Consider the following 24,748-nt stretch of genomic DNA (forward strand, 5'->3'; position numbering starts at 1 on the left):
GTTGTGCGTTGCTTGTTTCAACAACTTTTATAGTATAGCATTTATCAACTATCGTTGTCAACACTTTATTTTTAAAAAGTTTTTTTGAAGAAACAACTTTTATATCTTACCACGCTACCAAACTCAATGTCAACACTTTGTTTGATGTTTTATTTTGTTGGTGTGTCGTAAAGACAATTAATAATTTACCATGTATTTTGGTTGATTGCAATAGTTTTGTTTAAATAATATTAAATAAAAAACAAGGGGCGTAATAACCCCTTGTTTTCTAAGGTATTACTTAGTTGTATGACGCATTGTAGGGAATAATAATACATCACGGATTGATGGTGAATTAGTAAGTAACATAATTAAACGGTCAATACCAATACCTAAACCACCTGTTGGCGGCATACCGTACTCTAATGCTTCTACAAAGTCTTCATCCATATCATGCGCTTCATCATTACCCGCTTCTTTTTCAGCGAGCTGTGCCATGAAACGTTCGCGTTGGTCGATTGGGTCATTTAACTCTGTGAATGCATTTGCATGCTCACGACGTACGATAAATAACTCAAAGCGATCTGTAAAGCGCTCGTCTTCTGGGTTTTTCTTAGCTAATGGTGAAATCTCTACAGGATGACCAAAGATAAATGTAGGTTGTACTAATGTTTCTTCTACTTTTTGTTCGAAGAATTCATTAATTACATGACCAACACCTGTATGTGATGGTGCTAGCTCTACATTATGCTCTTTTGCTAAAGCTTTTGCCTCTTCAACTGTCATTTGCGTCCAGAAATCAACACCAGTTGCTTCTTTAACAGCATCAACCATATGTTGACGTTTCCAGCCAACACCTAAATGAATAACATCTTCGCCGTATGTTACATCCGTTGTACCAAGTACATCTTGTGCAACGTGCGCGATTAAGTTTTCTGTTAGGCTCATAATATCTTCATAATCTGCATATGCTTCATATAACTCAATCATCGTGAACTCAGGGTTATGTCGTGTTGATACACCCTCGTTACGGAAGACACGTCCGATTTCGTATACTTTTTCTAAGCCACCTACAATTAAACGCTTTAAGTGTAGCTCAATTGCGATACGCATATATAATTCCATGTCTAATGCATTATGGTGCGTAATAAACGGACGGGCCGCTGCGCCACCTGCAATTGTGTGTAACATTGGTGTTTCTACTTCTAAGAAGCCTGCGTTGTCTAAATAACGACGCATTGAACGAATGATTTGAGAGCGTTGGATAAATGTTGCTTTGCTATCCTCATTTGTCATTAAATCTAAATAACGTTGACGGTAACGTTGCTCAATATCTTGTAAACCATGGAACTTCTCAGGCATTGGACGTAATGCTTTAGTTAGGAACGTAAACTCTGTTGCTTTAACAGATAGCTCACCTACATTTGTACGGAAGACATTACCACGTACACCAACGATGTCGCCAAGGTCAGCTTGTTTGAATAATTCGTAGGCATCGTCGCCCACTGCATCTTTACGTACATAAATTTGAATTTGACCTGCTAAATCTTGAATATGTGCAAATCCTGCTTTACCTTTACCACGCTTCGTCATAATACGACCTGCGATAATAACTTCTTGTAGGTTTTCTTCTAATTGTTCTTTTGTTTGATCCGCAAATTGTTCACGCACTTGCTCTGATGAATGGGTACGTTCAAAGCGTCCGCCAAATGGGTCTAAACCATTTTCGCGAATTGTCGTCATCTTTTGACGTCTCACCAGTAGCTGATCATTTAATTCTTCATTGTTTGACACGAAATTCACTCCTCTTATTTTGTCCGCTCCAAGCAGTCCATAATGTACTCATTGTACACAATTTTTGGGTAGCGTTCACGTTTTTATTATTACGTCACAAAAAAGAGCTACTTCTATATAGAAGTAACTCCGCATTTTAGATAATAATTTGTTGCTCGCGCATTTCATACTCTTCTACTAATGAGTTAAGTAAACCGCGTAGTTCTGCTGCTGTTTCGGTTTGGTTAATTGCATTACGTGCCTTACCGTTACCGCGTACACCTTTTAAATACCATGAAGCATGCTTACGCATTTCGCGTACTGCTACTGTTTCGCCCTTTAATTGCATTAGGCGCTCAAAGTGTAGTAAACATACGTCGATTTTTTCGCGCACGCTTGGCTCTGGCATTAACTCGCCCGTCTCTAAATATTTAACCGTACGGTACATCATCCATGGGTTACCTAGCGCTGCACGTCCAATCATTACAGCATCTGCACCTGTGTGGTCTAGTAAACGTTTTGCATCTTGCGGTGTTTCGACATCACCATTACCGATGAATGGGATTTTAAGCTCCTTTTTTACATCGCGTAAAATATCCCAATTGGCCTTACCTTCATACATTTGTACACGCGTACGACCATGCATTGCTAAAGCTGAAACACCAGCGCGTTCTGCTGCTAGTGCATTTTCAATTGCATACACATGCTCATCATCCCAACCAATACGCATTTTAACACTAACAGGTTTATCAACAGCATCAACTACAGCTGCAACCATTTCGTAAATTTTATTAGGGTCAAGTAGTAAGCGGGCGCCAGCTTCACATTTAATAATTTTATTAACAGGGCAACCCATATTAATATCAATAATATCGGCTGTCGTATTTTTATCCACATACTTTGCCGCTTCGACTAATGTTGCTTTGTCACCACCAAAGATTTGTAAAGATAGTGGGTTTTCACGCTCATCAATATAAAGCATGCCTAGTGTTTTTTCGTTTTTATAAACAATACCTTTATCGCTAATCATCTCAGCGTACACAAGCCCTGCACCAAACTCTTTAACAGTTAAGCGAAAGGCTGAGTTACAAATACCAGCCATTGGGGCTAGTACGACTCGATTATCCATAACGATATCGGCAATTTGAAACGGTTTTTGTTCCATTTCAGTTCCTCCTTAATGTATTACAATTTATTTAAGCCATGACGGGATACTTTGTTGCTGTAAAACGTGACGAACGCCCTCAGTATTGGCATCCATCTGCATAACAATGTCACGCGCCTTCGTTAATTGCTCAGACTGCGTGGCTACAACATCAAACAGTGGGATTAATACAAACGCACGCTCATACATACGAGGGTGCGGCAAAATTAATCTTTCTGTGTTCATATTTTCGTTATTGTACAGCAAAATGTCAAGGTCAATGACGCGTGGTCCCCAGCGTATCGTTCGTACACGACCTAATTCATTTTCGATTGCTTGGCATACATCTAGCATAGCTAGCGGTGATAGCGCTGTTTTAACATGTACCGCAATATTTAAAAAGTCAGCTTGATCTGTAAAGCCAACTGCAGCTGTTTCATAAACAGCCGATACGGTCTCAATCGTTACTTGCTCAGCTAATAGACGCAATGCTAGGCGCAGGTTATCTTCGCGCTCACCAATGTTTGTGCCAATAGATAAGTATACATCATTCATCGCATCTCGCCTCGTGTAATTTGTACCGAAACTTCCTTATAATGACCCGCAATTGGTGGATCAGGTTTAATCAATTCGATTTCTACCCCTTTTACTAACGGAAAATCAGCTAAAATATGTGCTGCTAAGCCTTCTGCTAACGCTTCAATCAATTTAAAGGGCTCACCCTCAACAATTTCCTTACAAAGAGCATAGACCTCCGCATAGTTAACTGTCTTTGTTAAATCATCCGTCACACCAGAGGGCTGTAAATCCAAGCCTAGCTTTACTGATACACGAAAACGTTGGCCAATAGCTGTTTCTGCCGCTAATACACCATGATAACCATAAAACTGCATATCTTTAATATTAATATAATCCATTATTATGCCTCCTCAATTGTTTGCTTGCCTACTAATACATCTGTCATCTTCATCGCACGACGCATCGGCTCAATATCATGTAGGCGCATCATATGGCAACCTCTATCAATCCCATAAACAACTGTTGCCATCGTTCCTTCTAAGCGCTCTGCGGTTGGTAAGTCTAATACATTACCAATCATTGATTTGCGAGAAGTAGCTAATAACACAGGGTAACCCATTGCCACTAAATCGGGTAGGTGCTGCATCATCTTAATATTTTGTGCTGTTGTTTTACCAAAACCAATACCAGGGTCTAAAATAATATGGGCATCAGGCACGCCAGCCGCTCGTGCAATAGCTAAACTTTGTTGTAAGTCCTTATGCACTTCTAACCAAAAATATTTGTAATCCGTATTATCACGGTTATGCATTAAAATAATAGGCACGTTATACTGAGCGGCTACACTCGCCATACGAGCATCTGCTTTAGCACCCCATACATCATTAATCATATGCGCGCCCGCCTTAATTGCCGCTTCAGCAACATTTGCTTTATACGTATCAATCGAAATAACAGCATGCACTTCACGTACTAACGCTTCAATAACAGGCACTACACGTGCAATTTCTTCTTCTTCCGAAATTTCCACATGACCAGGGCGTGTTGACTCACCACCAACATCAATAATTTTTGCACCCTCTGCTACCATCTTTTTTGCTTGGGCCACTGCCTTTGCCACAGATGTATAGTTACCCCCATCAGAAAAGGAATCTGGTGTAACATTTAAAATACCCATAATAAAGGTTTCTTTTGTATAGTCGAGCGTAATACCATTAATCGTTAATGGCTTACGGTAATGTTCTAACATAATCGTTCCTCCAGTAATTGTTGATAAGCTGTGTATAACTGTTGATAAGTGCTACCTGTTGCACCCTCAAATAAAATACCATCCAGTGATTTGATTGGTACAAGCTCTTGTACTGCATTAGTAACAAAACATTCATCCGCTTGCTCAAGCGCCTGCTTCGTAAATTCGCCTTCAATCGTTGGCACGATATTCATAATAAGCTGGCGTGTAATACCACCTAGCGCTCCTGTTGCAAGAGATGGTGTATACACTTGACCATCTTTAACCCAAAAAATATTAGAAGTTACGCCTTCTACAATATGCCCTGCTTCATTTACAAAAAAGCCTTCCTCCTGAGCAAGTGAAGGTAACTCAAAGCGTGCTAATACATTATTGCCATAATGATGAGACTTGTAGCGCTCCTCCTGCTCTGGTGAGTTACGCACAGTGTGAAGCCAGCGCGCTGTTTTTTCGGTATGTGGTGTAGCAATGGCAAGTGGCTTAGCAAACATAATTACTGTTGGCGTAGTATATGCCTGTGGTCGCAACCCAACCTCATGCACACCAGCTGATACATTTAAACGAAAATAACCATCGACGCCACCAGCTAACTCAACAAGCTTAACAACAATATCTGCCACTTCACTCATGGTATAAGGCATGGTAATACGATACGTCGCTAGGGATTTTAATAAACGCGCATAGTGTAACTCTAAAAATAACGGCTTACCCTCATAAGTCCTAAATGTTTCGAAAAAGCCAAGCCCATATAAAAATCCGTGGTCAAAAGGTGAAATACGCAGCTCCTCTGCTGGCATATACTCACCGTTCATAAAGCAATACATACCTACACCTCCACATATGTGGTAATAAAGTTTTGGAGTAATGCCTTACCATGCTCTGTCATAATAGACTCAGGGTGATATTGTACCCCTTCAATTGGCAATGTTTTATGGCGTAGCCCCATAATTTCGCCTTCTGCTGTCCAAGCAGTTACCTCTAGGCAGTCGGGTAAAGTTGTTGGCTCAACAATAAGTGAGTGATAGCGTGTTACATTGAAAGGCGAAGGGATATTGTTATGCACACCCTTATCCACATGCTCAATAGGTGATGTTTTACCATGCATTAAACGTTTTGCACGTACCACATCACCACCAAATACTTGAGCAATAGCTTGATGCCCTAAGCACACACCAAAAATCGGTAACTTGCCTGCAAAATGTTCGATCACTTGTAAGCTAATGCCCGCCTCATTAGGTGTGCAAGGTCCTGGCGAAATCACAATCATGCTTGGCGCTAAATTTTCGATTTCAGCTACTGTAATTTCATCGTTACGCTTTACAACAAGCTCTGCACCTAGCTCTCCAAAGTACTGCACTAAATTAAAAGTAAATGAATCATAATTATCTATCATTAAAATCATCGCTGTTCCTCCGCTACTGCTTTTGCTTGCCACATTGCCTTGGCTTTATTTAAGGACTCTACATATTCACTCTCAGGATTAGAGTCAATCACAAGCCCCGCCCCAGCCTGAATATGTGCCATACCGTCTTTTACATACGCTGTACGAATGACAATATTAAATACCATATCACCTGTAAAGCCTAACCAACCAATTGAGCCTGTATATAAACCACGTTGTACAGGTTCAAGCTCCTCTATAATTTCCATAGTACGCACTTTAGGTGCACCTGTAATCGTACCTCCAGGGAACATCGCACGTAACACATCTGTATTTGTTTTATCCTCTGCCACTTGTGCACGCACATTCGAAACAAGGTGCATCACGTGAGAGTAACGCTCAACTACCATCAGCTCATTTACTTCAACTGTGCCATATTTTGCGATACGCCCTAAATCATTACGCTCTAAATCCACTAGCATGACATGCTCAGCACATTCCTTCACATCACCACGTAACTCTTGCTCATACTGTGCATCTTGCTCTGCTGTCACACCACGCGGACGCGTACCACCAATAGGGCGTGTCTCTACAATTTTGTCATTGCGCTCAATTAATAATTCAGGCGAGCCTGATACTACCGCAAAGTCTTTTGCTTGGATAAACGCCATATACGGCGAAGGATTAATCGCACGTAATGCTTCATACATAATAATTGGTGCTACTTGTAATGGGCGTGATTGACGTACAGATAAGTTAACTTGAAAAACATCACCCGCCGCAATATAAGCTTGTACTTGCTTCACTGCCTGCGCAAAATCTTCCTTACTAAAAGATACCTGTAAATCACTATCATCTAATACCACATCACTTGCTGCTTCTTTAGTAAAGCGTCTCGTCTGTAAACCAAGTATTGCTGCTTGCTCCCACGTCGCTTGCTGATTTGTAAGTGGCGCTAATGCCATAACATACGCTTGCTGTGTAGCTTTATCATAAACAGCCCACTCATCAAACAAATAAAAATACAGTGTAGGTGTTTGTAAATCATTTTCAGTTTGAAGCGGTAACTTTTCAATGGCGCGTGCATAGTCATAAGAAATAAAACCAATTGCCCCGCCTTGAAACAACGGTAAATCTTCTCGCTTCTCGCAGTGGTACTCATTCACCAACGCTTCTACTAGCGCTAGTGACTCACCTGTTCTGCTTTCTTCACGTCCATCACGCCAAACAATATGTATACCTGTTTCTGTTGCACGAATGGTTGCGAGTGGGTTAAGGCCAGCAATATGCATTGCACCATCTCGACCACTCTCTAAAAATATATGCGCTTGCTGTTGCAAGGCTTGTTGTTTATAGCTATAAAAAAACGCATCTTCTGTCATCTCAAATGCTGTTGCGTATAGTTGCTTCACTTAAAAATCCCCCTAAATTCAAATCTCCTTAATCTTAACGTGTTGTCGCGCCACTGTCACTTTCTGTGCATAAAAAAAGAGCAGCCTCAGCTGCTCGATAAAATTAATCAAATTGGTAAAGTGGTGTAGATAAGTAACGCTCACCGTTTGAAGGAACGATAGCTAATACGTTAGCATCCTTACCTAAACGTTTTGCTGTTTCAATTGCCGCATGGATAGCAGCACCTGAAGAAATCCCACATAAAATGCCTTCCTCACGCGCAGTTTGACGCGCTACATCAAATGATGTTTCGTTTTCCACTTGGAAGATAGACGTGTACACATTTGTATTTAATACTTCTGGTACAAAACCTGCACCAATACCTTGGATTTTGTGAGGGCCTGGCTTGCCTCCAGATAATACTGGCGAATCTTTTGGCTCCACAGCAATAATCTCAATGTTTGGGTATTTTTCTTTTAATACTTCGCCCGCGCCTGTGATCGTACCACCTGTACCAATACCTGCTACAAAGGCATCTAGTGTTACGCCGTCAAAGGCTTCAACAATTTCAGGACCTGTTGTTAAACGGTGTACCTCTGCATTCGCAGGGTTCGTAAATTGTTGAGGTAGGAAGTAGCCATGCTCTTTAGCAAGTTCTTCAGCTTTTTCGATTGCGCCTTTCATACCTGCTGGGCCTGGTGTTAACACTAAATCTGCACCATACGCGCGTAATAAATTACGACGCTCCATACTCATTGTCTCTGGCATAACTAAAATTGCTTTATAACCTTTAGCTGCCGCAATCATCGCTAAACCAATACCTGTGTTACCGCTTGTTGGCTCAATAATTGTGCCACCTGCTTTTAATGTGCCATCCTTCTCTGCTGCTTCAATCATTGCTAATGCTAAACGGTCTTTTACTGAGCTACCTGGGTTAAAATATTCTAGCTTCACATAAACATTACCTTCATTTTCAGCCGTTGCGTGTTGTAATTTTACGATCGGTGTGTGGCCAACTAACTCTGCTACTGAATTATATAATTTTGTCATTGTGCTATCTCCTTTTTTAATTCATAGTATATCAATTGGTTTTATTCTTCCAATCATATCAATATTGCCGTTTGCTGTCAACAAATCGCCTAGTAAAAAAATAGGCCAAGACGCGCTGTCTTAGCCTATTTTTTATTTTGTTTCACCGTAAAACCATTTCACATCAAACTCATCCCAAAATGATTCAGGTGCTACGGATTGTGTAAGTTGTTCAAGCGCTAGCTCTACTTGAACATGTGCTTTCATTTCTTTAAAGGTAAACGATTGCCCTGGTATGATTTCGACAACTTTCATAATACCGTAGTTGCCATCCTCCATTTTAACAGGCTCACTAAGTTCGCCTTCCTTAATGCCATCAATCGCATTAGCCAAGTTTTTGTCAAAGCCTTGTTGCGTCACCGTCACAAAACCAATATCGCCACCTAGATTTGCTGAGTTAGCATCAATCGATAGTTCACGTGCTAAAACCGAAAAATCTGAGCCATTACTTAACTCTTTTAATGCGGCGTCAGCCTTCGCCTTTGTATCTACTACAATTAAATTAGTGCGGTAGCTTGTTGGTACTTCATATAAGGATTTATTGTCCTCATAGTAAGAGGCAACTTCCTTATCATCAATAATAATATCCTTCGTTAATACTTTATTAAGCATAATATCCGTATATACTTTATTACGTAATTGCTCAATGGACATATTTTTTAAAATATTACTAAATTCTTCAGGTGTTGAGCGCATTAAAGCAAGCTCTAAATCAACCTCTTCAGGCTTTACATCAATTTTAAATTTCTTCGCTGCTTTTTTCATTACAACATCATTAACCATATCACGCAGCGTGTTACGACCATAATGCTCCTCCATCTCAAGCATCCAGTCTTGCCTTGTGATTTCAGTTTTATCAATCGTTGCTACTACTTCCTTGCCGCCCTCTTTATTGCCGTTGGGTATAAGCCAAGCGATAAACCACAATATGTTACCTAACAGCAAAATGCCAAATATAAGTAATGCCGGTTTTGCCTTTACGCGTAACTGTGAGAGTGGTTTACGCGCCATGTAGTAATCCTTCTAGTTCTTCTTTTGTAAAATCATACTTCTCAAGACAGAAGTGACACTGTGCCTCCGCACCACCATCTTCATCAATCATCGCTTGAATTTCTTCATTTCCTAAACCAGCAATTGCATCACTAAAACGCTCTTTTGAACATTGGCAAGTAAATGTAACAGGCATTTTGCTTAAAATCGTAACATTGTCTTCACCTAACACGGTTTGTAAAATTTCTTCAGGTGTTAAACCTTTTTCAATCATTTTTGATACAGGGTCAATAGAGCTAAGCTGTTTTTCGATGCGGTCAATTACCTCATCATCACAACCTGGCATTAACTGAATAATAAAGCCACCTGCCGCTAAAATTGTATTATCAGGATTAACTAATACACCTAAGCCTACTGAAGATGGTACTTGTTCTGACATTGCAAAGTAGTACGTAAAGTCTTCAGCAATCTCGCCTGAAACAATAGCCGTTTGACCACTAAACATATCGCGCAAACCTAAATCTTTAACAACTGTTAATGCACCTTGCGTACCTACACCAGCACGTACGTCTAGTTTTCCTTGCTCATTTAAATCAAAATGAACATGTGGGTTTGTTACAAAACCACGTACCTCACCTTTAGCATTGCTATCAATAACCATAGGACCGATTGGACCATCGCCCTCGATTTTAACAGTGATTTTTTCTTCACCTTTTAACATAGCGCCCATCATGACACCTGCTGTCATTGAACGACCTAATGCCGCTGATACTACTGGCCATGTTGCATGACGTCTTTGCGCCTCGCCCACTGTATCTGTTGTACGTACAGCAAAGGCACGTACCTTACCATCAAATGCTACTGCTCTTACTAAATAATCATTCATTTTATTATCCTCATTTCTGATTGCGTTCATAAATTATAGCTAAGCCCTTTAGTGTTAGAGCCTCGTCTACGATATCAATACTCGGTATATCATACGCTATTAAATTAGCTAAGCCACCTGTTGCAATAACACGTGGTGTTGTCGTCTCTTGTTGTTTTAATTGTGCCACGATACCCTCAACTTGACCAATGATGCCATAATAAACACCCGCTTGCATGGCCTCGATTGTTGTTTTACCTACAACCGAACGGGGTCGCTTTAATTCAATGCGCGGTAATCGCGCTGCTTGTGTGTAAAGTGCCTCAGTAGCAATAGAAATACCTGGTGCAATAACGCCACCCAAGTAATCCCCACGCTCATTTAAATAACAATACGTGGTTGCTGTGCCAAAATCAATAATGATAAGTGGCATACCCTTGTGCTCCTCAAGTGCGGCAACCGCATTCACAATACGGTCAGAGCCAACCTCTCGTGGGTTTTCGTATTTAATATTAAGCCCTGTTTTAACACCTGGTCCCACCACAAGTGGTGTTACAAGAAATAATTTTTTACACATTTGCTCAATCGTGGCTAAAATCGGTGGCACCACTGAGCATATAATAACACCTTCTACTTCATTTACGGAAATGTTTGCACTAGTAAAAAAGGATTGCACTAGCACCATGTATTCATCTTCCGTTTTACGTACATCTGTCTGCATACGCCAATGCTTCAAGATTTGTGTTTTACTATGCACAGCGATTTTGCAGTTGGTATTACCAATATCTATAACTACTTTCATTTGCCTCACCTGTCAAAATAATAACATACAGCAAAAAGAAGAGCATCTTTCAAATGAAAGATGCTCTCGTGCTTTATTTACGTTCTTCGTCAAAACCTTTTTGTAAACGGTCTGTTGTATCAACGTCACGTTGTAAATCTGCAGCTGTTGGGTCACCTTGCTCCCCAACGACTTCCTTATCAATAGCTACTGTTCCTTCTTTTTCAAGATGGATTTTAGTTGCTTCTGGAGCTGTAGGCTCCTCAACTACTGATGGCTCTGCAATACGTTCTGGTAATACACCTGTATCACGTAAACTTTCGATTTGTTGAGCGTCTAATGTTTCAACATCAAGTAATGTTTTGGCAATTAGCTCAAGTAAATCACGTTTTTCAGTAAGAATTTGTTTTGTACGCTCATATTGCTCTACAATCATTGCTTGCATTTCTTTATCAATCTCATAAGCAATTGAGTCTGAGTAATTTTGCTCAGAGTTAATGTCGCGTCCTAAGAACACATTACCACCCTGTGCCGAACCAAACTGCATTGGTCCAAGCTTGTCGCTCATACCATACTCTGTAACCATTGAGCGTGCGATACCTGTTGCACGTTGGAAGTCATTATGTGCGCCTGTTGATACTTCTCCGAAGATAATATCCTCTGCAACACGGCCACCAAGTAAACCGGCAATTTTATCTAATAGCTCTGGTTTTGTCATGAAGTAACGATCTTCCTTAGGAAGCATCACTGCATAACCACCAGCTTGACCACGTGGTACAATCGTTACTTTGTGTACTTTTTCGGCTTGATCAAGTGTTAAACCAACAACAACGTGACCAGCTTCGTGATAAGCTACAATGTTTCGTTCTTTTTCCGAAATTACTCGACTTGTTTTAGCAGGACCTGCAATGACACGGTCTGTTGCTTCATCAATATCGAACATATCGATTTTTTTCTTATTACGACGCGCTGCTACAAGTGCTGCTTCGTTTAATAAGTTTTCTAAGTCGGCTCCCGAGAACCCTGGCGTACGCTGTGCGATAGCGCCTAAATCTACTGAGTCTGATAAAGGTTTGTTGCGTGCGTGTACTTTAAGTACCGCTTCACGACCCTTAACATCTGGGCGACCTACTGTAATTTGACGGTCAAAACGACCTGGACGAAGTAAGGCTGGGTCTAAAATATCTGGTCGGTTAGTTGCAGCGATGATAATAATACCTTCATTTGCTCCGAAACCATCCATCTCAACTAGTAATTGGTTAAGTGTTTGCTCACGCTCATCGTGACCTCCACCAAGACCAGCACCACGTTGACGACCTACTGCATCAATTTCATCAATGAAAATGATACATGGCGCATTTTTCTTCGCGTTTTCGAATAAATCACGTACACGTGATGCACCAACACCCACGAACATCTCAACAAAGTCAGAACCTGAGATTGAGAAGAATGGTACGCCTGCTTCACCAGCTACTGCACGCGCTAGTAATGTCTTACCTGTACCTGGAGGACCTACTAATAGGATACCTTTAGGAATACGCGCACCAATTTCAGTGAATTTACGGTGATCTTTTAAGAAGTCTACAACTTCAATTAATTCTTGCTTTTCTTCATCTGCGCCCGCTACATCTGTAAAGCGAACTTTCTTTTTCTCATTATCGTATAATTTTGCTTTGCTTTTACCAAAGTTCATTACACGATTGCCGCCACCTTGTGACTGGCTTAATAGGAAGAAGAATAAGAAGATAATAACGATGAATGGAATAATCCCAAGTAGGAATTGTAACCAACCGCTCGTTTCTGGCGCTTGTAAATAAGCAATCTTTGTATTTTCTTCAACCGCTTTATCAATGCGGTCCATTAATGATTGGTTAGTGATTGGTAAGTTTACTACGAAACTTTCGTCCTTGTCATAACCTTTCATTTGACCTTTAACAACATACACTGACTTATCAGGCTGTATTGTTGCTTCTTCTACGTTACCTTTATCGAGCTGTGTGATAAATTCCTTGTAGTCTAATTCGTTTGTTGCGAGTTTATCACCTTTAAAGGTACCGAAAATAGCCATAAGCACTAAAAATATTAGTAAATAAATAATGGTATATCGAAATATTCGATTCATCCCGAGCCTCCTCATAAACATACAGAAAAACTATAAGTAAAATCTTAACATATCCTTAATTCATCATACAACGAAAAGCATTGACACGTACAACTTATGAGCCGTTTTTGGCTAAGTTGTCACCAATCTGCTTAAAATGAATATACTTCGCGTTTTAAAATGCCGATATAAGGTAAGTTACGATATTTTTCTGCGTAATCTAAACCATAGCCTACTACAAAACCATCAGGTACTTCAAAACCTACGATGTCTGCTTTTAAATCTACCTTACGACCAGATGGCTTGTCTAATAATGTAACGATTTTAATTGATTTTGCTTTGCGGTATTTAAATAAATCGACTAAATAGCTCAGTGTTAAACCACTATCAATGATATCCTCAATAATTAAAATATCGCGACCCTCAACACTTGTGTTTAAATCTTTAAGGATTTTTACTTCCCCAGAAGAAACTGTTGCGTTACCATAGCTTGTTACGTCCATAAAGTCTAGCTCCACATACGTGTCAAAGCGTTTCATTAGGTCTGTCATAAACGGCATTGCGCCTTTTAATACGCCAATTGCTAATGGGTAAGTGCCGCGGTACTCCTCTGTTAGTTCAGCGCCTAGTTCGCGTACACGCTCATCTAGTTGCTCCTCAGAAATAATTACTTTCTCAATATCATTTTGAATCATTAGTGATTCCTCCTCAAATTTTTCGCTTGCTTCAACTTCTTTACTTATTACACATAACATCATATCATCTGTACTTCGTCGCTGTTCGGAAAAGTGATAACTCATCCTCACACCACAAGCCCCAATTACCTCATCTCCACTTAGTAATATAGGAACATTATCTCGCTCGTGAGCTGGCACTTTGCAGTCAATAAAAAGGCGTGAAAGGCGTTTAGAACCCTTCATTCCTTGTAATATCATGCGGTCTCCTTGCAAACGTTGACGTATCAAAAAAGGTAGCTGAAGCTCTTGCGAATTAAAGTAATACCTTTTTGCTTCATAAGAGATGTCACGTGGCATTGTTACACATAAGCGTACACCATTTTCACAATAAAACCATTCATTAAATTGTAGTTTCTTATTTTTTTCATAGTTTTTTGGATTTTGCTGTTGAATATACAACATATGGTAAGCGCGATAGGCAATAAAGCCTCTAGGTAGGTTGCACTGCTTATTACCCGTCTCCGTATCCATAAGCTGTAGTAAATCAGCAACTAGCGCCTGGCTATTTGCCACAGGATGATGTTCATAAAGATAGCTTAATAGTAGTAAAACAACTCTTCTTTGTAAAGCGACGGGCTTCTTTTTAAATTCCAAAATTTCAATACAAAAGCTTTTAGCATCTTGTCGTAGGACAATTTCTTCAAAAAGCTGCGTTGCCTGTTGCTGTAAATAGACCTCATCCTCAGCTAGTTGAGTTGTAAATCGGGTAATATTTTGTGTGATTTTTGGATTTTCGCGTTGTAATAAAGGTACAACTTGGTGACGGATGCGATTGCGTAAATAATGTGTACTAGCGTTACTCGCATCCTCCCTAAAAGGCACGCCCTCTACTTCAGCGTAGGTATACAGTACCTCTTTTGAAAAAGTGAGCAGTGGACGAATAATCGTCATACCTGCTATCTCACGCTTCACTTTAATTCCTTGCATAGAGTGCGTTGTAGCATCCTGTGCCAAGGCCATTATTAAACTCTCTAATTGATCATCTGCATGATGTGCTGTTACAATTTTCGTGGCTCGTTGCTCATCAGCCACTTCACGTAAAAATTGATAACGTTGCTGACGACAAACTACCTGTGTATTACCACCCTTTGTTGCTAAAATATGAGGGATATTAATCGCATTCATAACAAATGGCAATTGATGTTGCTTGCAATAGGCTTCTACTAATGCAGCATCCCCTGCCGACTCCTCAGCTCTAAGCATATGATCCACATGCGCAACAATTAACGACTCACAAGGAAAATTTCGTAAGCAATCTAGCATCACCATAGAGTCCACACCACCTGATACAGCAAGAACAAGACGGTCATCTGCTTCAATTAGAGATTGTGCTTTTATCTGTTGAATAATTCGTTGCTTCATAGCGTTACTCCTATTAACTTTTATTCACTATCGTATCTACTTTACCATATTTTCAAATTGTGCTTGACTTAATACGCATTCGATTGTAATATTTAATTTGTTGTTTAAATGGCGGCGTAGCTCAGCTGGCTAGAGCGTACGGTTCATACCCGTAAGGTCGGGGGTTCGATCCCCTCTGCCGCCACCATAAACGGCCCCTTGGTCAAGCGGTTAAGACACCGCCCTTTCACGGCGGTAACACGGGTTCGAATCCCGTAGGGGTCATTTTATAAAGTAGTGATGAAATAATATTTCATCACTACTTTTTTTATATGGTAAAGGAGCGAATTTTATATGCACAACTGTGAAGGCTTTATCATACGAAATGATGATTATGATGCATACGTTTGTCTTTATTGTAATACATTTTTAGAAGCTGCTTGTACTGACCCTGAATGTTATTTTTGTGTAGAAAGACCACTACGTCCCTATACTAAAAAACAACATAAGGAAATTTTGCAAGAAATAGCAGCGGCTAAACACCTTAAAACAAACGAAGAAGAATGGGGAAAGTTCTTGGCTTCATTTGAAGACTAATTGATAAGGGTGAGATAAAATGAATCCTTTAACACGTTTATTTTTATTTACCGCACTGGGTTGGCTAATTATTATCATCTCTTTAAACCTACCCGTGCCAGCTATCATTCAGCTACTATTACTCGTTATAGGTATCGGTATTAGTTGCTATGCCTTAATTTTAATCGTGAAGCGCATGCTCAAAAACTAGAGGATAACACTCTAGTTTTTTTGTACAAAAAAAGAGCCTCACCTAAGTGAAACTCTCACGTATTTAAACACTCTTTTACGCTTAAAGCGCCAGCAAATTAACCGCGTCTTGCTCCACGGCCACCGCGTTTTGATTCTGTTGCACGTTTTAATGTTGTTAAACGCTCATCGCTGTCTTTTAAGAAGCGAGCCACTTTAGACTCGAAGTCTTCTTTTTGAGGGCGATTATTACGATCATTTGAACGATTATTGTTGTTGCGAGGACGTTGTGGACGCTCTGGGCGTTCCGCTTGAGGCTTCGCTTTACGAATTGATAAACCAATTTTACCGTCCGCTTCAACATTCATCACTTTGACCTCTACTGGGTCACCGACTTTAAGATGGTCGTTGATGTCTTTTACATAGTTATCAGCAACTTCACTGATATGTACGAGACCTGTTGAACCTCCTGGTAGTTCAACAAACGCGCCAAAATTTGTGATTCCTGTTACTTTACCTTCTACTTTGCTGCCTACTTCAATTGACATAAAAAAAATGCTCCTCCTTAAATTTTCAAAGACCCAATAGTTTGGGTCATATACTCAATTTATTTCTAACTATTACCTTCTATCATTATAGCCGACAATAAGGGTCTGTCAACAATAGCAACAATCACTTTGTGCTAGCATTTTCATCCTCAAGTGCATCTTCTGGCATAACAAATATAATTTCACCATCTTTAGACAATAAATATTCCTTGCGTAAAATCTTCGCAATATATTCATCATCCTCATATTGTGTAATCTGCATATTTAATAATTCCTGTTGTTTTTCTGCTTTAGATAAATTGGCATTTGCCTCATCAAGCATTGCCTGCTTATCATCTATCATAGAAGATTGATTAAATAATGTAGAGACCATCCATATAATCACAAGTGCTGGGATAGTAAAGTAGCGAATAAGACGACCTACAGTCGCTTTAAAATCTTTTTTATCTTGCTTCTTTATTTCTTTATCTTGCTTCTTTATTTGTTTTTGTTCTTCAATATATGGATTTTGCATTTTCGTAGTTTTACTTTTACGCTGTGGCATCTAATCCCCCTCCTATCTTAGACATACTTCTACGTAATGACTTTACCCAAAAAGTATATAACTAAAACGTTTTGCTTTTTATCGGCAAAAAAATACAATTTTACACATAAACTTCACTATTCTTCATCGTCAATAAAAGCACTGTCTACCTGTTCAAGTCGTTCTTCCTTTAAAATCGTAAACATGCCTGCCGCTTCATCTTTTTTAGCACTTGGCTGAAGGCGTTCTACGCGTGCTGTTACAATTTTTTGACCAAAGCGAATTTGTAACTCATCGCCTTCTTTTACCACAGTACCCGGCTTAGCCACCTTACCATTAATCGTAATACGTCCCTGTACAGCAACTTCCTTCGCTAAAGTACGACGCTTAATTAAGCGCGAAACTTTTAAATATTTATCTAAACGCATTATACTCTCTCCTTTTGTTTAGCTGACTGCCAATAGCTCTCAAGCTCCTCAGCTGTACTTTCTTTAATTGTTTTATTATTAGCGCGTGCACATGTTTCTACGTGCTTAAAACGACGCGCAAACTTCGCGTTCGCATGCACCATTGCCTCTTCAGGTGTCACGCCATAAAAACGTGCAATATTAACGAGTGTAAACAGTACATCGCCTAACTCATCAACACGCGTTGCCTGCGTGCCTGCTTGCGCCTCTACTTTAAATTCATTCATTTCTTCTTCAAACTTAGCCCATGCTCCGCTCACATCATCCCATGTAAAGCCATTTTTTGCGACAGCCTTTTGATAATTATACGATGTTTGTAGCGATGAGGTTGCGCGGTACTGCTCATCTAACAAGCTTGCTTGCTCATCCTTTTCACCAGCCTTGGCCTCTTGCCAAATTGCTGCAACGTCAGCTACATCATTTGCCTCGGCATCACCAAAGACGTGAGGATGACGTCTAATCATCTTTTGTGTTACCTCTTGTAATACATCCTCTAACGTAAAGTAACCCATGTCCTCGCCAATCTGAGCATTTAAGAACACTTGTAGTAGTACGTCGCCTAACTCCTCTGTCATCGCAAAGTCATCTTGCTCATCCACAGCCTGTAAATATTCGTGTACTTCTTCTAACATATATTTTTTTAGTGATTCATGTGTTTGTTCTCTATCCCAAGGACAGCCATCTGGACCACGTAATGTAGCAATGACTTCTCTAAACGTACGCCATTCTTTAGCACGTTGCAGTGCATCAACTACAGGTGGTACATATAATGTTGTGAGATTGTTTAATGTGGCAACGTGGTCAAGTTCATACAACGGGACTTGGACAAGTTGCTCCGCAGAAGAACCCGCTGCTGTAACAATCGTTACGATATGCTCAGCATCATACTTCTCTAATAGTTTAAGTTTCACTTCTGAAGCACTAAATGCATCGTACACTTGTGCAATGAGTACATGTTGTTGCATCTGTGCATCGTGAATCGTCATGCTCGTACCGTCTAATAACTGAAAGCCTTCAATTGGATCAATGCGTAATGCGCTAAAAATTGGGTCAAGAAAACTTTGACCACCTTCAATTTTCAGTTTGGTTTCTCCGCGTGTTTCAGCCTCAATTAATAGTTGTACGGTCATTTCGGCAACTAAAGGGTGACCTGGCACAGCATAAATTACATCCGTTTGCTTAGCAGCCGTTAATAAAGTAGCCGCAATTTCTTCATATACACCCTCAAAGCCAGCGTTTTTAATATAAACTTCATCAAATGAAGTAAAACTTACACCCTCTTGTTGCAATGCCTCAATAACGGGGTGATCTAATGTGCGTACATAACACGCCTTAATGTCTTTTAATTTACGATAAATCCCGATAGGCAGTTGCTCAAAATCACCAGCACCTAATCCTATGATTGTAATTGTATTCATTTTGCACCTACTTTTTTCGATTTAGCCAAAGTTGATACGTCGCAATACGACGACCAAATGGCAATAAGAACCATTCTTTTTCTGATAACAAACGCCAGCGTGCGATGAGCGTAACAAAAACAAGAGCGCCAACACTGATCGCAATTAGCGCACTAACCATTGCCAGTAAACGGTCTGAAGCAATCGCCCAACCACTTACAACCACACGCGCTGTAAATACGGCTAGCAACATCATCACCAGCGCAGAAATAAGCTGGCGATGAAATACACTATCCGCTAAATGCGGTATAAACCGCTTGCTATATTTAACTAATAGCCAAGCTGTAATAGCTAAGCCAATATTACTTGCTAAAGCTGCTCCTTCTATACCAAGTGGCACGATGGTTAGCTGATTAATAACTAACTTAATAATAAAGCCCAAAATTAATAGTAAAGCTGGTACTTTTAGTTTTTCAAGTCCCTGTAAAATCCCCGTAAAAGTTAATACTAATGATAGAGGAATAATTTGTAACATATAAAAGGCCAACACACCCGATTCACTATTTGTTTTAAATAGCATGACATTAATATCCGGCATAACCGCCATCAAGCCAATAGCCGCAGCGGAACCAAAAATTAAAGCGGTGCGATATGTGAGTTGGATAAAAGGAAGCGCTGAGCGACCTCCTTCTGCTTGAATTTTAGTTTGATGGGCAATGAGCGGTACAATCGCTAATGTGAGAGAGGAAGCAATAACAATACCTAATTGTACGAGCGGTTGCCCGCGGTCAAATACACCCTTTAACTCCTTCGCTTGTAAGTTATCCACACCACTCTCCACAAGCAGTGAATAAATCGTAAAGGAATCCACAAATTGATAACTCAAAAGTAACAAGCTACTCATACTGACACTTAAACTAAACCATGTAACCTCTTTAATAATAGGTAACACAGGTAACACGCTAGTATTTTTCCCTTTAGCTGTGCGCGAAAATTGGCGCATATACCAATAAGCTAACAACACAAAACCTACCGCTTCGCCAATCACTGTCCCTAACACTGCCACACGCCCTGCGCTATAAAGCGAGGCTGTGGTTTTCATAATAATAGCCGTACCTACTAAAATAATAGCGACACGCACAACTTGCTCTACTACTTGTGCATAAGCAATAGGTGCCATATAACCTCTCGACTGAAAAGCGCCCTTCACAACAGCAAACGCTGGCATTATCCACACAATAAACGAGCCTGTGCGTAACAAGGGGGATAACGCAGGGTCACCCATTAAATTAGCTAAGCTATCTGCCCCAAAATACAGAGCAATAAAAAATACTGCAGCAAGTGCAACTAAATACCAAAAGACCACGCGCATAATAAAGCGGCGTTGTTGCTCTCGCTTAAATAACGAGGGCTCCGTATCATTGTCAGCTAACAACTTAGAAATGGCGACTGAAAAGCCACCTGATGTCCACACAACAAAAACAGCAATAAACGGATACACCTGTTGATAAATATAAAACCCCTCATCACCAACTAAGTTTTGAAAGGGTACTCGATAAATCGCGCTTAATATTTTAACAAGTAGAGCGGCAACTGTTAATAATGCCGCGCCTCGCATATAGGTTTTCATTCCGAATGGTTGCGACATAAAAAGCTCCTTATTTAGCATAATTCAGTGCCAATAGTATAGCATAACCTCATTACCTACTTCGCCTGTTCACACACACAACTTTTTTCATAGCACATGCAGTTATTTCGGTGTGTTTTTGTACAAAACCCTAATTAAACGTTTATACAAAGGCTTTTATGTGTAAAAATTATTATAGAGGGAGGCGATGTATCATGAATATTACAGCAGCAGATTCAATAGCAAGCTCATTTCCAGAACAACAACGCCCTTATGCAACTCACTTAGCACTTTATCCTAAAGCAAATGAAACACGTACTGTCAGTGAAGTAAAAGAAGGCGTCTTTACCAGCTACGTCGAAAAGTCTAATGGTCAGCGTCTTGTTACCCATAAACTTAATTCCAAAGATAAAATTGCACTCGCAAAATCACAAGACTTTGCATTACGCGAGGAGCTATGGCAACGCTTAAACTACAAAAATGGTGTGCATTATAGCACCCAAGTGAGGGAATCATAATGGCGGCAAAATAAAAAGGCAGATGTCACTACTAATGTAGCGCATCTGCCTTTATTATTTTAGTGAGTTTGCGGCAATCTCCGTCATGGTCTCAAGCATTGTAAATACATCTTTGCCACGCGCACGATTTTCGTCTAGCGTCATAACCATTTGTGTACCTTCCATACCAAAACCAACTACATTACCAAACTGCATCGATGCTTGTACAACCTTACCACCATCTACTTTACTTGTACCCTCCGGCGTAAATAGAATAGTAATTTTTTTGTTGCGCTCTTTTACTGAGGCAATACCAGCTTGATGACACCAAACCTTCATACGTGCAATACGTAAAAGTTGTACGGTCTCCTCTGGTAAATCACCGAAGCGGTCAATGAGCTCCTCTGTAATTTCGTCATAACCCTCAATATCATCCATGCCCTTAATGCGCTTATACATTTGGATTTTTTGATAGCTATCACCAATATAAGTATCAGGTATATAAGCATCCACTTGTAATACAATCTCCACATCAAGTTTAGGCTTCTTAGTTTCACCAGTTTGACGTTCCTCAATAGCTTCCTCAAGCATTTGCGAGTATAAGTCAAAACCGACAGAGTCAATAAAGCCATGTTGCTGTGCACCAAGTAAATTACCCGCTCCGCGGATAGACAAGTCACGCATTGCGATTTTAAAGCCTGAGCCTAAATCCGTAAATTCTTTAATAGCTTGTAAGCGACTTTCTGCTACTTCTGTTAATACCTTATCTTGTTGATACATAAAATAGGCATACGCTACTACAGAGGAGCGTCCAACACGTCCACGTAATTGATAGAGCTGTGACAGCCCCATCTTATCCGCATCATGCACAATTAAAGTATTTACATTAGGGATATCCACACCTGTTTCAATAATAGTTGTGGTCACTAGCACATCATACTCTTCTTCTAAGAAACCAATCATGACAGCTTCAAGCTCAGTCTCTGTCATTTGCCCATGCGCATACGCCACTCTAGCCTCTGGCACAAGTTGTTGAATGATGTCTACCTGACGCGTCATATCTTCTACACGATTATATAAATAAAACACTTGGCCACCGCGTCCCATCTCACGCTCAATAGCCTCACGAATTAAGCCACCATTATGCTCCATAACATAAGTTTGAATAGGGAAGCGGTTTACTGGTGGTGTTTCGATTACGGATAAATCGCGTACACCTACCATAGACATATGCAACGTTCGTGGGATTGGTGTGGCAGTTAAAGTCAATACATCCACATTGTTTTTTAACTGTTTAATACGTTCCTTATGCGTAACACCAAAACGTTGCTCTTCATCAACAATTAATAAACCAAGATCGTTATACACAACGTCTTTGGATAACACACGGTGTGTGCCGACTACAATATCCACACGCCCATCTTTTAGTTCCTTTAATGTTTCCTTTTGTTGTGTACGCGTTCTAAAACGTGACAATAAACCAACCTTCACAGGGAAGTCCTCAAAGCGCGCAAGCATCGTTTCATAATGTTGCTGCGCTAAAATCGTCGTTGGTACTAAAAAGGCCACTTGTTTACCATCTAGTACTGCCTTAAAGGCTGCACGAATTGCCACCTCTGTTTTACCATAGCCTACATCGCCACAAACAAGGCGGTCCATAGGACGTTCGCGTTCCATATCTTTCTTCACTTCGACAATCGTACGCAATTGGTCATCTGTTTCGTCATAAGGGAAGGCTAGTTCAAATGAGCGCATCTCATCGCCATCCGCTGAGAAAGCAAAGCCTCTCTCCGCTTCACGAGCCGCATAGAGCTTAATTAACTCATCTGCAATATCTTTAACTGCTGAGCTAACACGCGCTTTCGCCTTCTTCCACTCAACGCCACCTAATTTATGCACCTTAGGCTCTTTATCCTCAGACGCCACATATTTTTGGATTAAATCAATTTGATCTACAGGCACAAATAACTTATCTTCACCGCGATAACGAATGTGCAAGTAATCCTTATGTTGTCCATTGACCTCTAGCGTTTCCATACCTACATAACGACCAATACCATGGTGCACATGTACAACATAGTCACCTGGTTTCATATCAGCATAACTTTTAATACGCTCTGCATTGGTCATCTTTTGTGAGCGCACTTTACGCTTAGCAGGCTGTTTAAAAAGCTCATCATCCGTTACCACTGCAATATGCTCTAACGGAAACTCAAACCCTGTGGATAACGTGCTATTAACTAAATAAATACCTGGCGCATTTGGCATACCAAGCGTTGCTACAATTTGATAATCCTCAAGTAAAGCCTTCATTTTATGCAAACGCTCTTGGCCCTGCGCTACAAATAGCACAGTATAATTTGATTTCTTCCAGCGTGCAATCTCACCTTGCAACATTGCCATTTGCCCTCTAAACTCTTGACCAGGCTTACAAGAAAAACTCGTCGTACGCTTAATCGGTATACCACCAAAGGTACGAGCAAATACTGACATATACAGCTTTTGTTGCGAAATATTTTTCATCAACATACGTAACGTACGCGAATTTTTCACCGCATGCACAAGTTTGCCTTCCTCAATCATTTCTACATACCAGTTTTCTTCTTCAGTACGCCAAACATTCATTGTTTCTTGGATACGAATCATTTCGTCACCAATCACAATACCGTCCTCCGCAAAGTACGACTCTAAGTAGTGCTCTTCCTCATACAGAAGCGAACCATACTTCATTACATACTGTGGCATTTCACCTGTTGCTAACAACGCAATATCGCTACCAATATGTAACTCAAGTAATTGCTTTGTTTCCTCATTTTTAACAATTGCTAAACTTTCTTCTAGTGCTTTTTGCAGTCTTACTGCGATGTCTTTACGCTTTTCAACTGGCAATACTACTTCACTAGCTGGCAAAATTTTTATCTGCTCTAGGCGCTCAATCGAACGTTGGTCCTCCGCTGAGAACGTACGGATAGAATCCACCTCTGTATCAAATAACTCAATACGCACAGGTGACTCCATATATGGTGGATAAATATCAATAATACCCCCACGCACCGAAAACTCCCCAGGTGTTGTAACCATTTCGCTACGACGATATCCCATTACTACGAGCTTTAATAACCAGTCTGCAATTACAATCTCTGTCCCTAGCTCTGCTGCTAAAAAGTATGTCGCCCATTGTTCTTTTGGTGCCATTACACGACGAAAAGCATCGACAGGTAGTACATAAACTCCTTTTACACCACGTATCATACGGTCGAGTGTCGCAATACGCTCTGCGCGTAACTCATGCGAAGTTGTTGCTACATCTGCCGCGATAAAATCATCTGCTGGGTAATAAAAAACCTCATCCTCCCCAACAATACGCGTCAGCTCGTTTACTGTTCGCTGTGCATATAATAACGTAGGTACAATAATATATACTGGACGCTCAGCTGTGCGGTATAGCGTATCAATAAAGGCTGGTTTAGCACTGCCAATTAACCCCGTAATTAGCTCATCTTGCGCCTCACCTGATGCAATTGTTGTAATGGCCTGCTCAATTTTTGGCTGTTGCATTAATAAATTTTGTAAAATATCCATG

22 protein-coding genes, 2 tRNA genes and 2 pseudogenes are annotated in these 24,748 nt (G+C 40.3%); 5 read left to right on the forward strand and 21 right to left on the reverse strand.

Annotated features, from left to right (window positions below):
* Positions 1–276: 276 nt before the first annotated feature.
* The 15 genes and pseudogenes from lysS to tilS form a co-directional block, all read right to left on the reverse strand.
* Positions 277–1,782, reverse strand: coding sequence for a lysine--tRNA ligase (lysS, locus tag CH76_RS09040; protein ID WP_200877350.1), 1,506 nt, complete (start codon positions 1,780–1,782; stop codon positions 277–279).
* A 127-nt stretch (positions 1,783–1,909) separates the two neighbouring features.
* Entirely contained in the window at positions 1,910–2,917 is a 1,008-nt protein-coding gene (gene dusB, locus CH76_RS09045; protein ID WP_036145229.1) for a tRNA dihydrouridine synthase DusB, read from the reverse strand.
* A gap of 27 nt (positions 2,918–2,944) precedes the next feature.
* On the reverse strand, positions 2,945–3,451 hold the full coding sequence (gene folK, locus CH76_RS09050) for a 2-amino-4-hydroxy-6-hydroxymethyldihydropteridine diphosphokinase (RefSeq protein WP_036145231.1): 507 nt from the start codon (positions 3,449–3,451) through the stop codon (positions 2,945–2,947).
* Positions 3,448–3,813, reverse strand: coding sequence for a dihydroneopterin aldolase (gene folB / locus CH76_RS09055; RefSeq protein WP_036145233.1), 366 nt, complete (start codon positions 3,811–3,813; stop codon positions 3,448–3,450). Before folB ends, folK begins: the two co-directional genes overlap by 4 nt.
* A gap of 2 nt (positions 3,814–3,815) precedes the next feature.
* Positions 3,816–4,664, reverse strand: a complete 849-nt coding sequence (gene folP / locus CH76_RS09060; protein ID WP_036145235.1) for a dihydropteroate synthase — start codon at positions 4,662–4,664, stop codon at positions 3,816–3,818.
* Complete coding sequence (pabC, locus tag CH76_RS09065) at positions 4,658–5,488, reverse strand: aminodeoxychorismate lyase (RefSeq protein WP_036145237.1); 831 nt, start codon at positions 5,486–5,488, stop codon at positions 4,658–4,660. Before pabC ends, folP begins: the two co-directional genes overlap by 7 nt.
* 2 nt (positions 5,489–5,490) lie before the next feature.
* Positions 5,491–6,066 (reverse strand): aminodeoxychorismate/anthranilate synthase component II, encoded by a 576-nt coding sequence (gene pabA, locus CH76_RS09070; RefSeq protein WP_036145239.1) that lies wholly within the window; start codon positions 6,064–6,066, stop codon positions 5,491–5,493.
* Entirely contained in the window at positions 6,063–7,457 is a 1,395-nt protein-coding gene (locus CH76_RS09075) for an anthranilate synthase component I family protein (protein WP_036145241.1), read from the reverse strand. The genes pabA and CH76_RS09075 overlap by 4 nt, the downstream gene beginning before the upstream one ends.
* A gap of 103 nt (positions 7,458–7,560) precedes the next feature.
* Complete coding sequence (cysK, locus tag CH76_RS09080) at positions 7,561–8,487, reverse strand: cysteine synthase A (protein WP_036145243.1); 927 nt, start codon at positions 8,485–8,487, stop codon at positions 7,561–7,563.
* A gap of 132 nt (positions 8,488–8,619) precedes the next feature.
* Entirely contained in the window at positions 8,620–9,537 is a 918-nt protein-coding gene (locus CH76_RS09085) for a peptidyl-prolyl cis-trans isomerase (RefSeq protein WP_036145245.1), read from the reverse strand.
* On the reverse strand, positions 9,527–10,402 hold the full coding sequence (gene hslO, locus CH76_RS09090; protein ID WP_036145246.1) for an Hsp33 family molecular chaperone HslO: 876 nt from the start codon (positions 10,400–10,402) through the stop codon (positions 9,527–9,529). Before hslO ends, CH76_RS09085 begins: the two co-directional genes overlap by 11 nt.
* Positions 10,403–10,412: 10 nt before the next feature.
* A complete protein-coding gene (locus tag CH76_RS09095; protein WP_036145248.1) occupies positions 10,413–11,183 on the reverse strand; it encodes a type III pantothenate kinase in 771 nt (256 codons plus the stop codon).
* A gap of 73 nt (positions 11,184–11,256) precedes the next feature.
* Positions 11,257–13,284: an ATP-dependent zinc metalloprotease FtsH gene (gene ftsH / locus CH76_RS09100; RefSeq protein WP_036145250.1), complete on the reverse strand. Its 2,028-nt coding sequence runs from the start codon at positions 13,282–13,284 to the stop codon at positions 11,257–11,259.
* 131 nt (positions 13,285–13,415) lie between these two features.
* A pseudogene (gene hpt / locus CH76_RS14285) lies at positions 13,416–13,952 on the reverse strand (hypoxanthine phosphoribosyltransferase); the annotation flags it as partial.
* Positions 13,953–14,045: 93 nt separating this feature from the next.
* Positions 14,046–15,362: pseudogene (gene tilS, locus CH76_RS13730) on the reverse strand (tRNA lysidine(34) synthetase TilS); the annotation flags it as partial.
* Between the two features lie 110 nt (positions 15,363–15,472).
* On the opposite strand from tilS, the gene CH76_RS09115 reads away from it, so the two are divergent.
* The 4 genes from CH76_RS09115 to CH76_RS13925 all read left to right on the forward strand — a co-directional run bounded on the left by CH76_RS09115 (position 15,473) and on the right by CH76_RS13925 (position 16,128).
* Positions 15,473–15,549, forward strand: a tRNA-Met gene (locus tag CH76_RS09115).
* Positions 15,550–15,554: 5 nt separating this feature from the next.
* Positions 15,555–15,626 (forward strand) — tRNA-Glu (locus tag CH76_RS09120).
* 69 nt (positions 15,627–15,695) lie between these two features.
* Entirely contained in the window at positions 15,696–15,938 is a 243-nt protein-coding gene (locus tag CH76_RS09125) for a hypothetical protein (RefSeq protein WP_036145252.1), read from the forward strand.
* A 19-nt stretch (positions 15,939–15,957) separates the two neighbouring features.
* Positions 15,958–16,128, forward strand: coding sequence for a hypothetical protein (locus CH76_RS13925; RefSeq protein WP_161769886.1), 171 nt, complete (start codon positions 15,958–15,960; stop codon positions 16,126–16,128).
* 97 nt (positions 16,129–16,225) lie between these two features.
* Here CH76_RS13925 and CH76_RS09130 read toward each other — a convergent pair whose 3' ends face one another.
* The 5 genes from CH76_RS09130 to CH76_RS09150 form a co-directional block, all read right to left on the reverse strand.
* Complete coding sequence (locus tag CH76_RS09130) at positions 16,226–16,654, reverse strand: S1 domain-containing RNA-binding protein (RefSeq protein WP_036145254.1); 429 nt, start codon at positions 16,652–16,654, stop codon at positions 16,226–16,228.
* Between the two features lie 124 nt (positions 16,655–16,778).
* Entirely contained in the window at positions 16,779–17,198 is a 420-nt protein-coding gene (locus CH76_RS09135; RefSeq protein ID WP_036145256.1) for a septum formation initiator family protein, read from the reverse strand.
* Positions 17,199–17,314: 116 nt separating this feature from the next.
* Positions 17,315–17,605, reverse strand: a complete 291-nt coding sequence (locus CH76_RS09140; protein ID WP_036145258.1) for an RNA-binding S4 domain-containing protein — start codon at positions 17,603–17,605, stop codon at positions 17,315–17,317.
* Positions 17,605–19,062 (reverse strand): nucleoside triphosphate pyrophosphohydrolase, encoded by a 1,458-nt coding sequence (gene mazG, locus CH76_RS09145; protein WP_036145260.1) that lies wholly within the window; start codon positions 19,060–19,062, stop codon positions 17,605–17,607. The genes CH76_RS09140 and mazG overlap by 1 nt, the downstream gene beginning before the upstream one ends.
* 7 nt (positions 19,063–19,069) lie before the next feature.
* The gene (locus CH76_RS09150) at positions 19,070–20,689 is read right to left on the reverse strand and encodes a polysaccharide biosynthesis protein (protein ID WP_036145262.1); all 1,620 of its coding nucleotides are present in this window, start codon (positions 20,687–20,689) and stop codon (positions 19,070–19,072) included.
* 194 nt (positions 20,690–20,883) lie between these two features.
* Here CH76_RS09150 and CH76_RS09155 point away from each other — a divergent pair, with 194 nt between their 5' ends.
* Positions 20,884–21,186 carry a hypothetical protein gene (locus tag CH76_RS09155; protein WP_036145264.1) on the forward strand — a complete coding sequence of 101 codons (303 nt, stop codon included), beginning with the start codon at positions 20,884–20,886 and terminating at the stop codon, positions 21,184–21,186.
* Between the two features lie 54 nt (positions 21,187–21,240).
* Here the strand turns inward: CH76_RS09155 and mfd are convergent, their stop codons facing one another.
* A complete protein-coding gene (mfd, locus tag CH76_RS09160; RefSeq protein ID WP_036145265.1) occupies positions 21,241–24,747 on the reverse strand; it encodes a transcription-repair coupling factor in 3,507 nt (1,168 codons plus the stop codon).
* Position 24,748 lies beyond the last annotated feature (1 nt).

Source organism: Lysinibacillus sp. BF-4 (genome assembly GCF_000743635.1).
In the GTDB taxonomy this organism is placed as follows: domain Bacteria; phylum Bacillota; class Bacilli; order Bacillales_A; family Planococcaceae; genus Metalysinibacillus; species Metalysinibacillus saudimassiliensis.

Excerpts from the sequence above, each read along its gene's own strand:
- CH76_RS09095 (WP_036145248.1), bottom strand. The coding sequence starts at position 11,183 with ATGAAAGTAGTTATAGATATTGGTAATACCAACTGCAAAATCGCTGTG.
- mazG (WP_036145260.1), bottom strand. The coding sequence starts at position 19,062 with ATGAATACAATTACAATCATAGGATTAGGTGCTGGTGATTTTGAGCAA.
- mfd (WP_036145265.1), bottom strand. The coding sequence starts at position 24,747 with ATGGATATTTTACAAAATTTATTAATGCAACAGCCAAAAATTGAGCAG.
- CH76_RS13925 (WP_161769886.1), top strand. The coding sequence starts at position 15,958 with ATGAATCCTTTAACACGTTTATTTTTATTTACCGCACTGGGTTGGCTA.
- pabA (WP_036145239.1), bottom strand. The coding sequence starts at position 6,066 with ATGATTTTAATGATAGATAATTATGATTCATTTACTTTTAATTTAGTG.
- folK (WP_036145231.1), bottom strand. The coding sequence starts at position 3,451 with ATGAATGATGTATACTTATCTATTGGCACAAACATTGGTGAGCGCGAA.
- CH76_RS09150 (WP_036145262.1), bottom strand. The coding sequence starts at position 20,689 with ATGTCGCAACCATTCGGAATGAAAACCTATATGCGAGGCGCGGCATTA.
- dusB (WP_036145229.1), bottom strand. The coding sequence starts at position 2,917 with ATGGAACAAAAACCGTTTCAAATTGCCGATATCGTTATGGATAATCGA.
- folB (WP_036145233.1), bottom strand. The coding sequence starts at position 3,813 with ATGGATTATATTAATATTAAAGATATGCAGTTTTATGGTTATCATGGT.
- ftsH (WP_036145250.1), bottom strand. The coding sequence starts at position 13,284 with ATGAATCGAATATTTCGATATACCATTATTTATTTACTAATATTTTTA.
- pabC (WP_036145237.1), bottom strand. The coding sequence starts at position 5,488 with ATGTATTGCTTTATGAACGGTGAGTATATGCCAGCAGAGGAGCTGCGT.
- CH76_RS09085 (WP_036145245.1), bottom strand. The coding sequence starts at position 9,537 with ATGGCGCGTAAACCACTCTCACAGTTACGCGTAAAGGCAAAACCGGCA.
- CH76_RS09140 (WP_036145258.1), bottom strand. The coding sequence starts at position 17,605 with ATGCGTTTAGATAAATATTTAAAAGTTTCGCGCTTAATTAAGCGTCGT.
- CH76_RS09155 (WP_036145264.1), top strand. The coding sequence starts at position 20,884 with ATGAATATTACAGCAGCAGATTCAATAGCAAGCTCATTTCCAGAACAA.
- CH76_RS09125 (WP_036145252.1), top strand. The coding sequence starts at position 15,696 with ATGCACAACTGTGAAGGCTTTATCATACGAAATGATGATTATGATGCA.
- hslO (WP_036145246.1), bottom strand. The coding sequence starts at position 10,402 with ATGAATGATTATTTAGTAAGAGCAGTAGCATTTGATGGTAAGGTACGT.
- cysK (WP_036145243.1), bottom strand. The coding sequence starts at position 8,487 with ATGACAAAATTATATAATTCAGTAGCAGAGTTAGTTGGCCACACACCG.
- folP (WP_036145235.1), bottom strand. The coding sequence starts at position 4,664 with ATGTTAGAACATTACCGTAAGCCATTAACGATTAATGGTATTACGCTC.
- CH76_RS09135 (WP_036145256.1), bottom strand. The coding sequence starts at position 17,198 with ATGCCACAGCGTAAAAGTAAAACTACGAAAATGCAAAATCCATATATT.
- CH76_RS09130 (WP_036145254.1), bottom strand. The coding sequence starts at position 16,654 with ATGTCAATTGAAGTAGGCAGCAAAGTAGAAGGTAAAGTAACAGGAATC.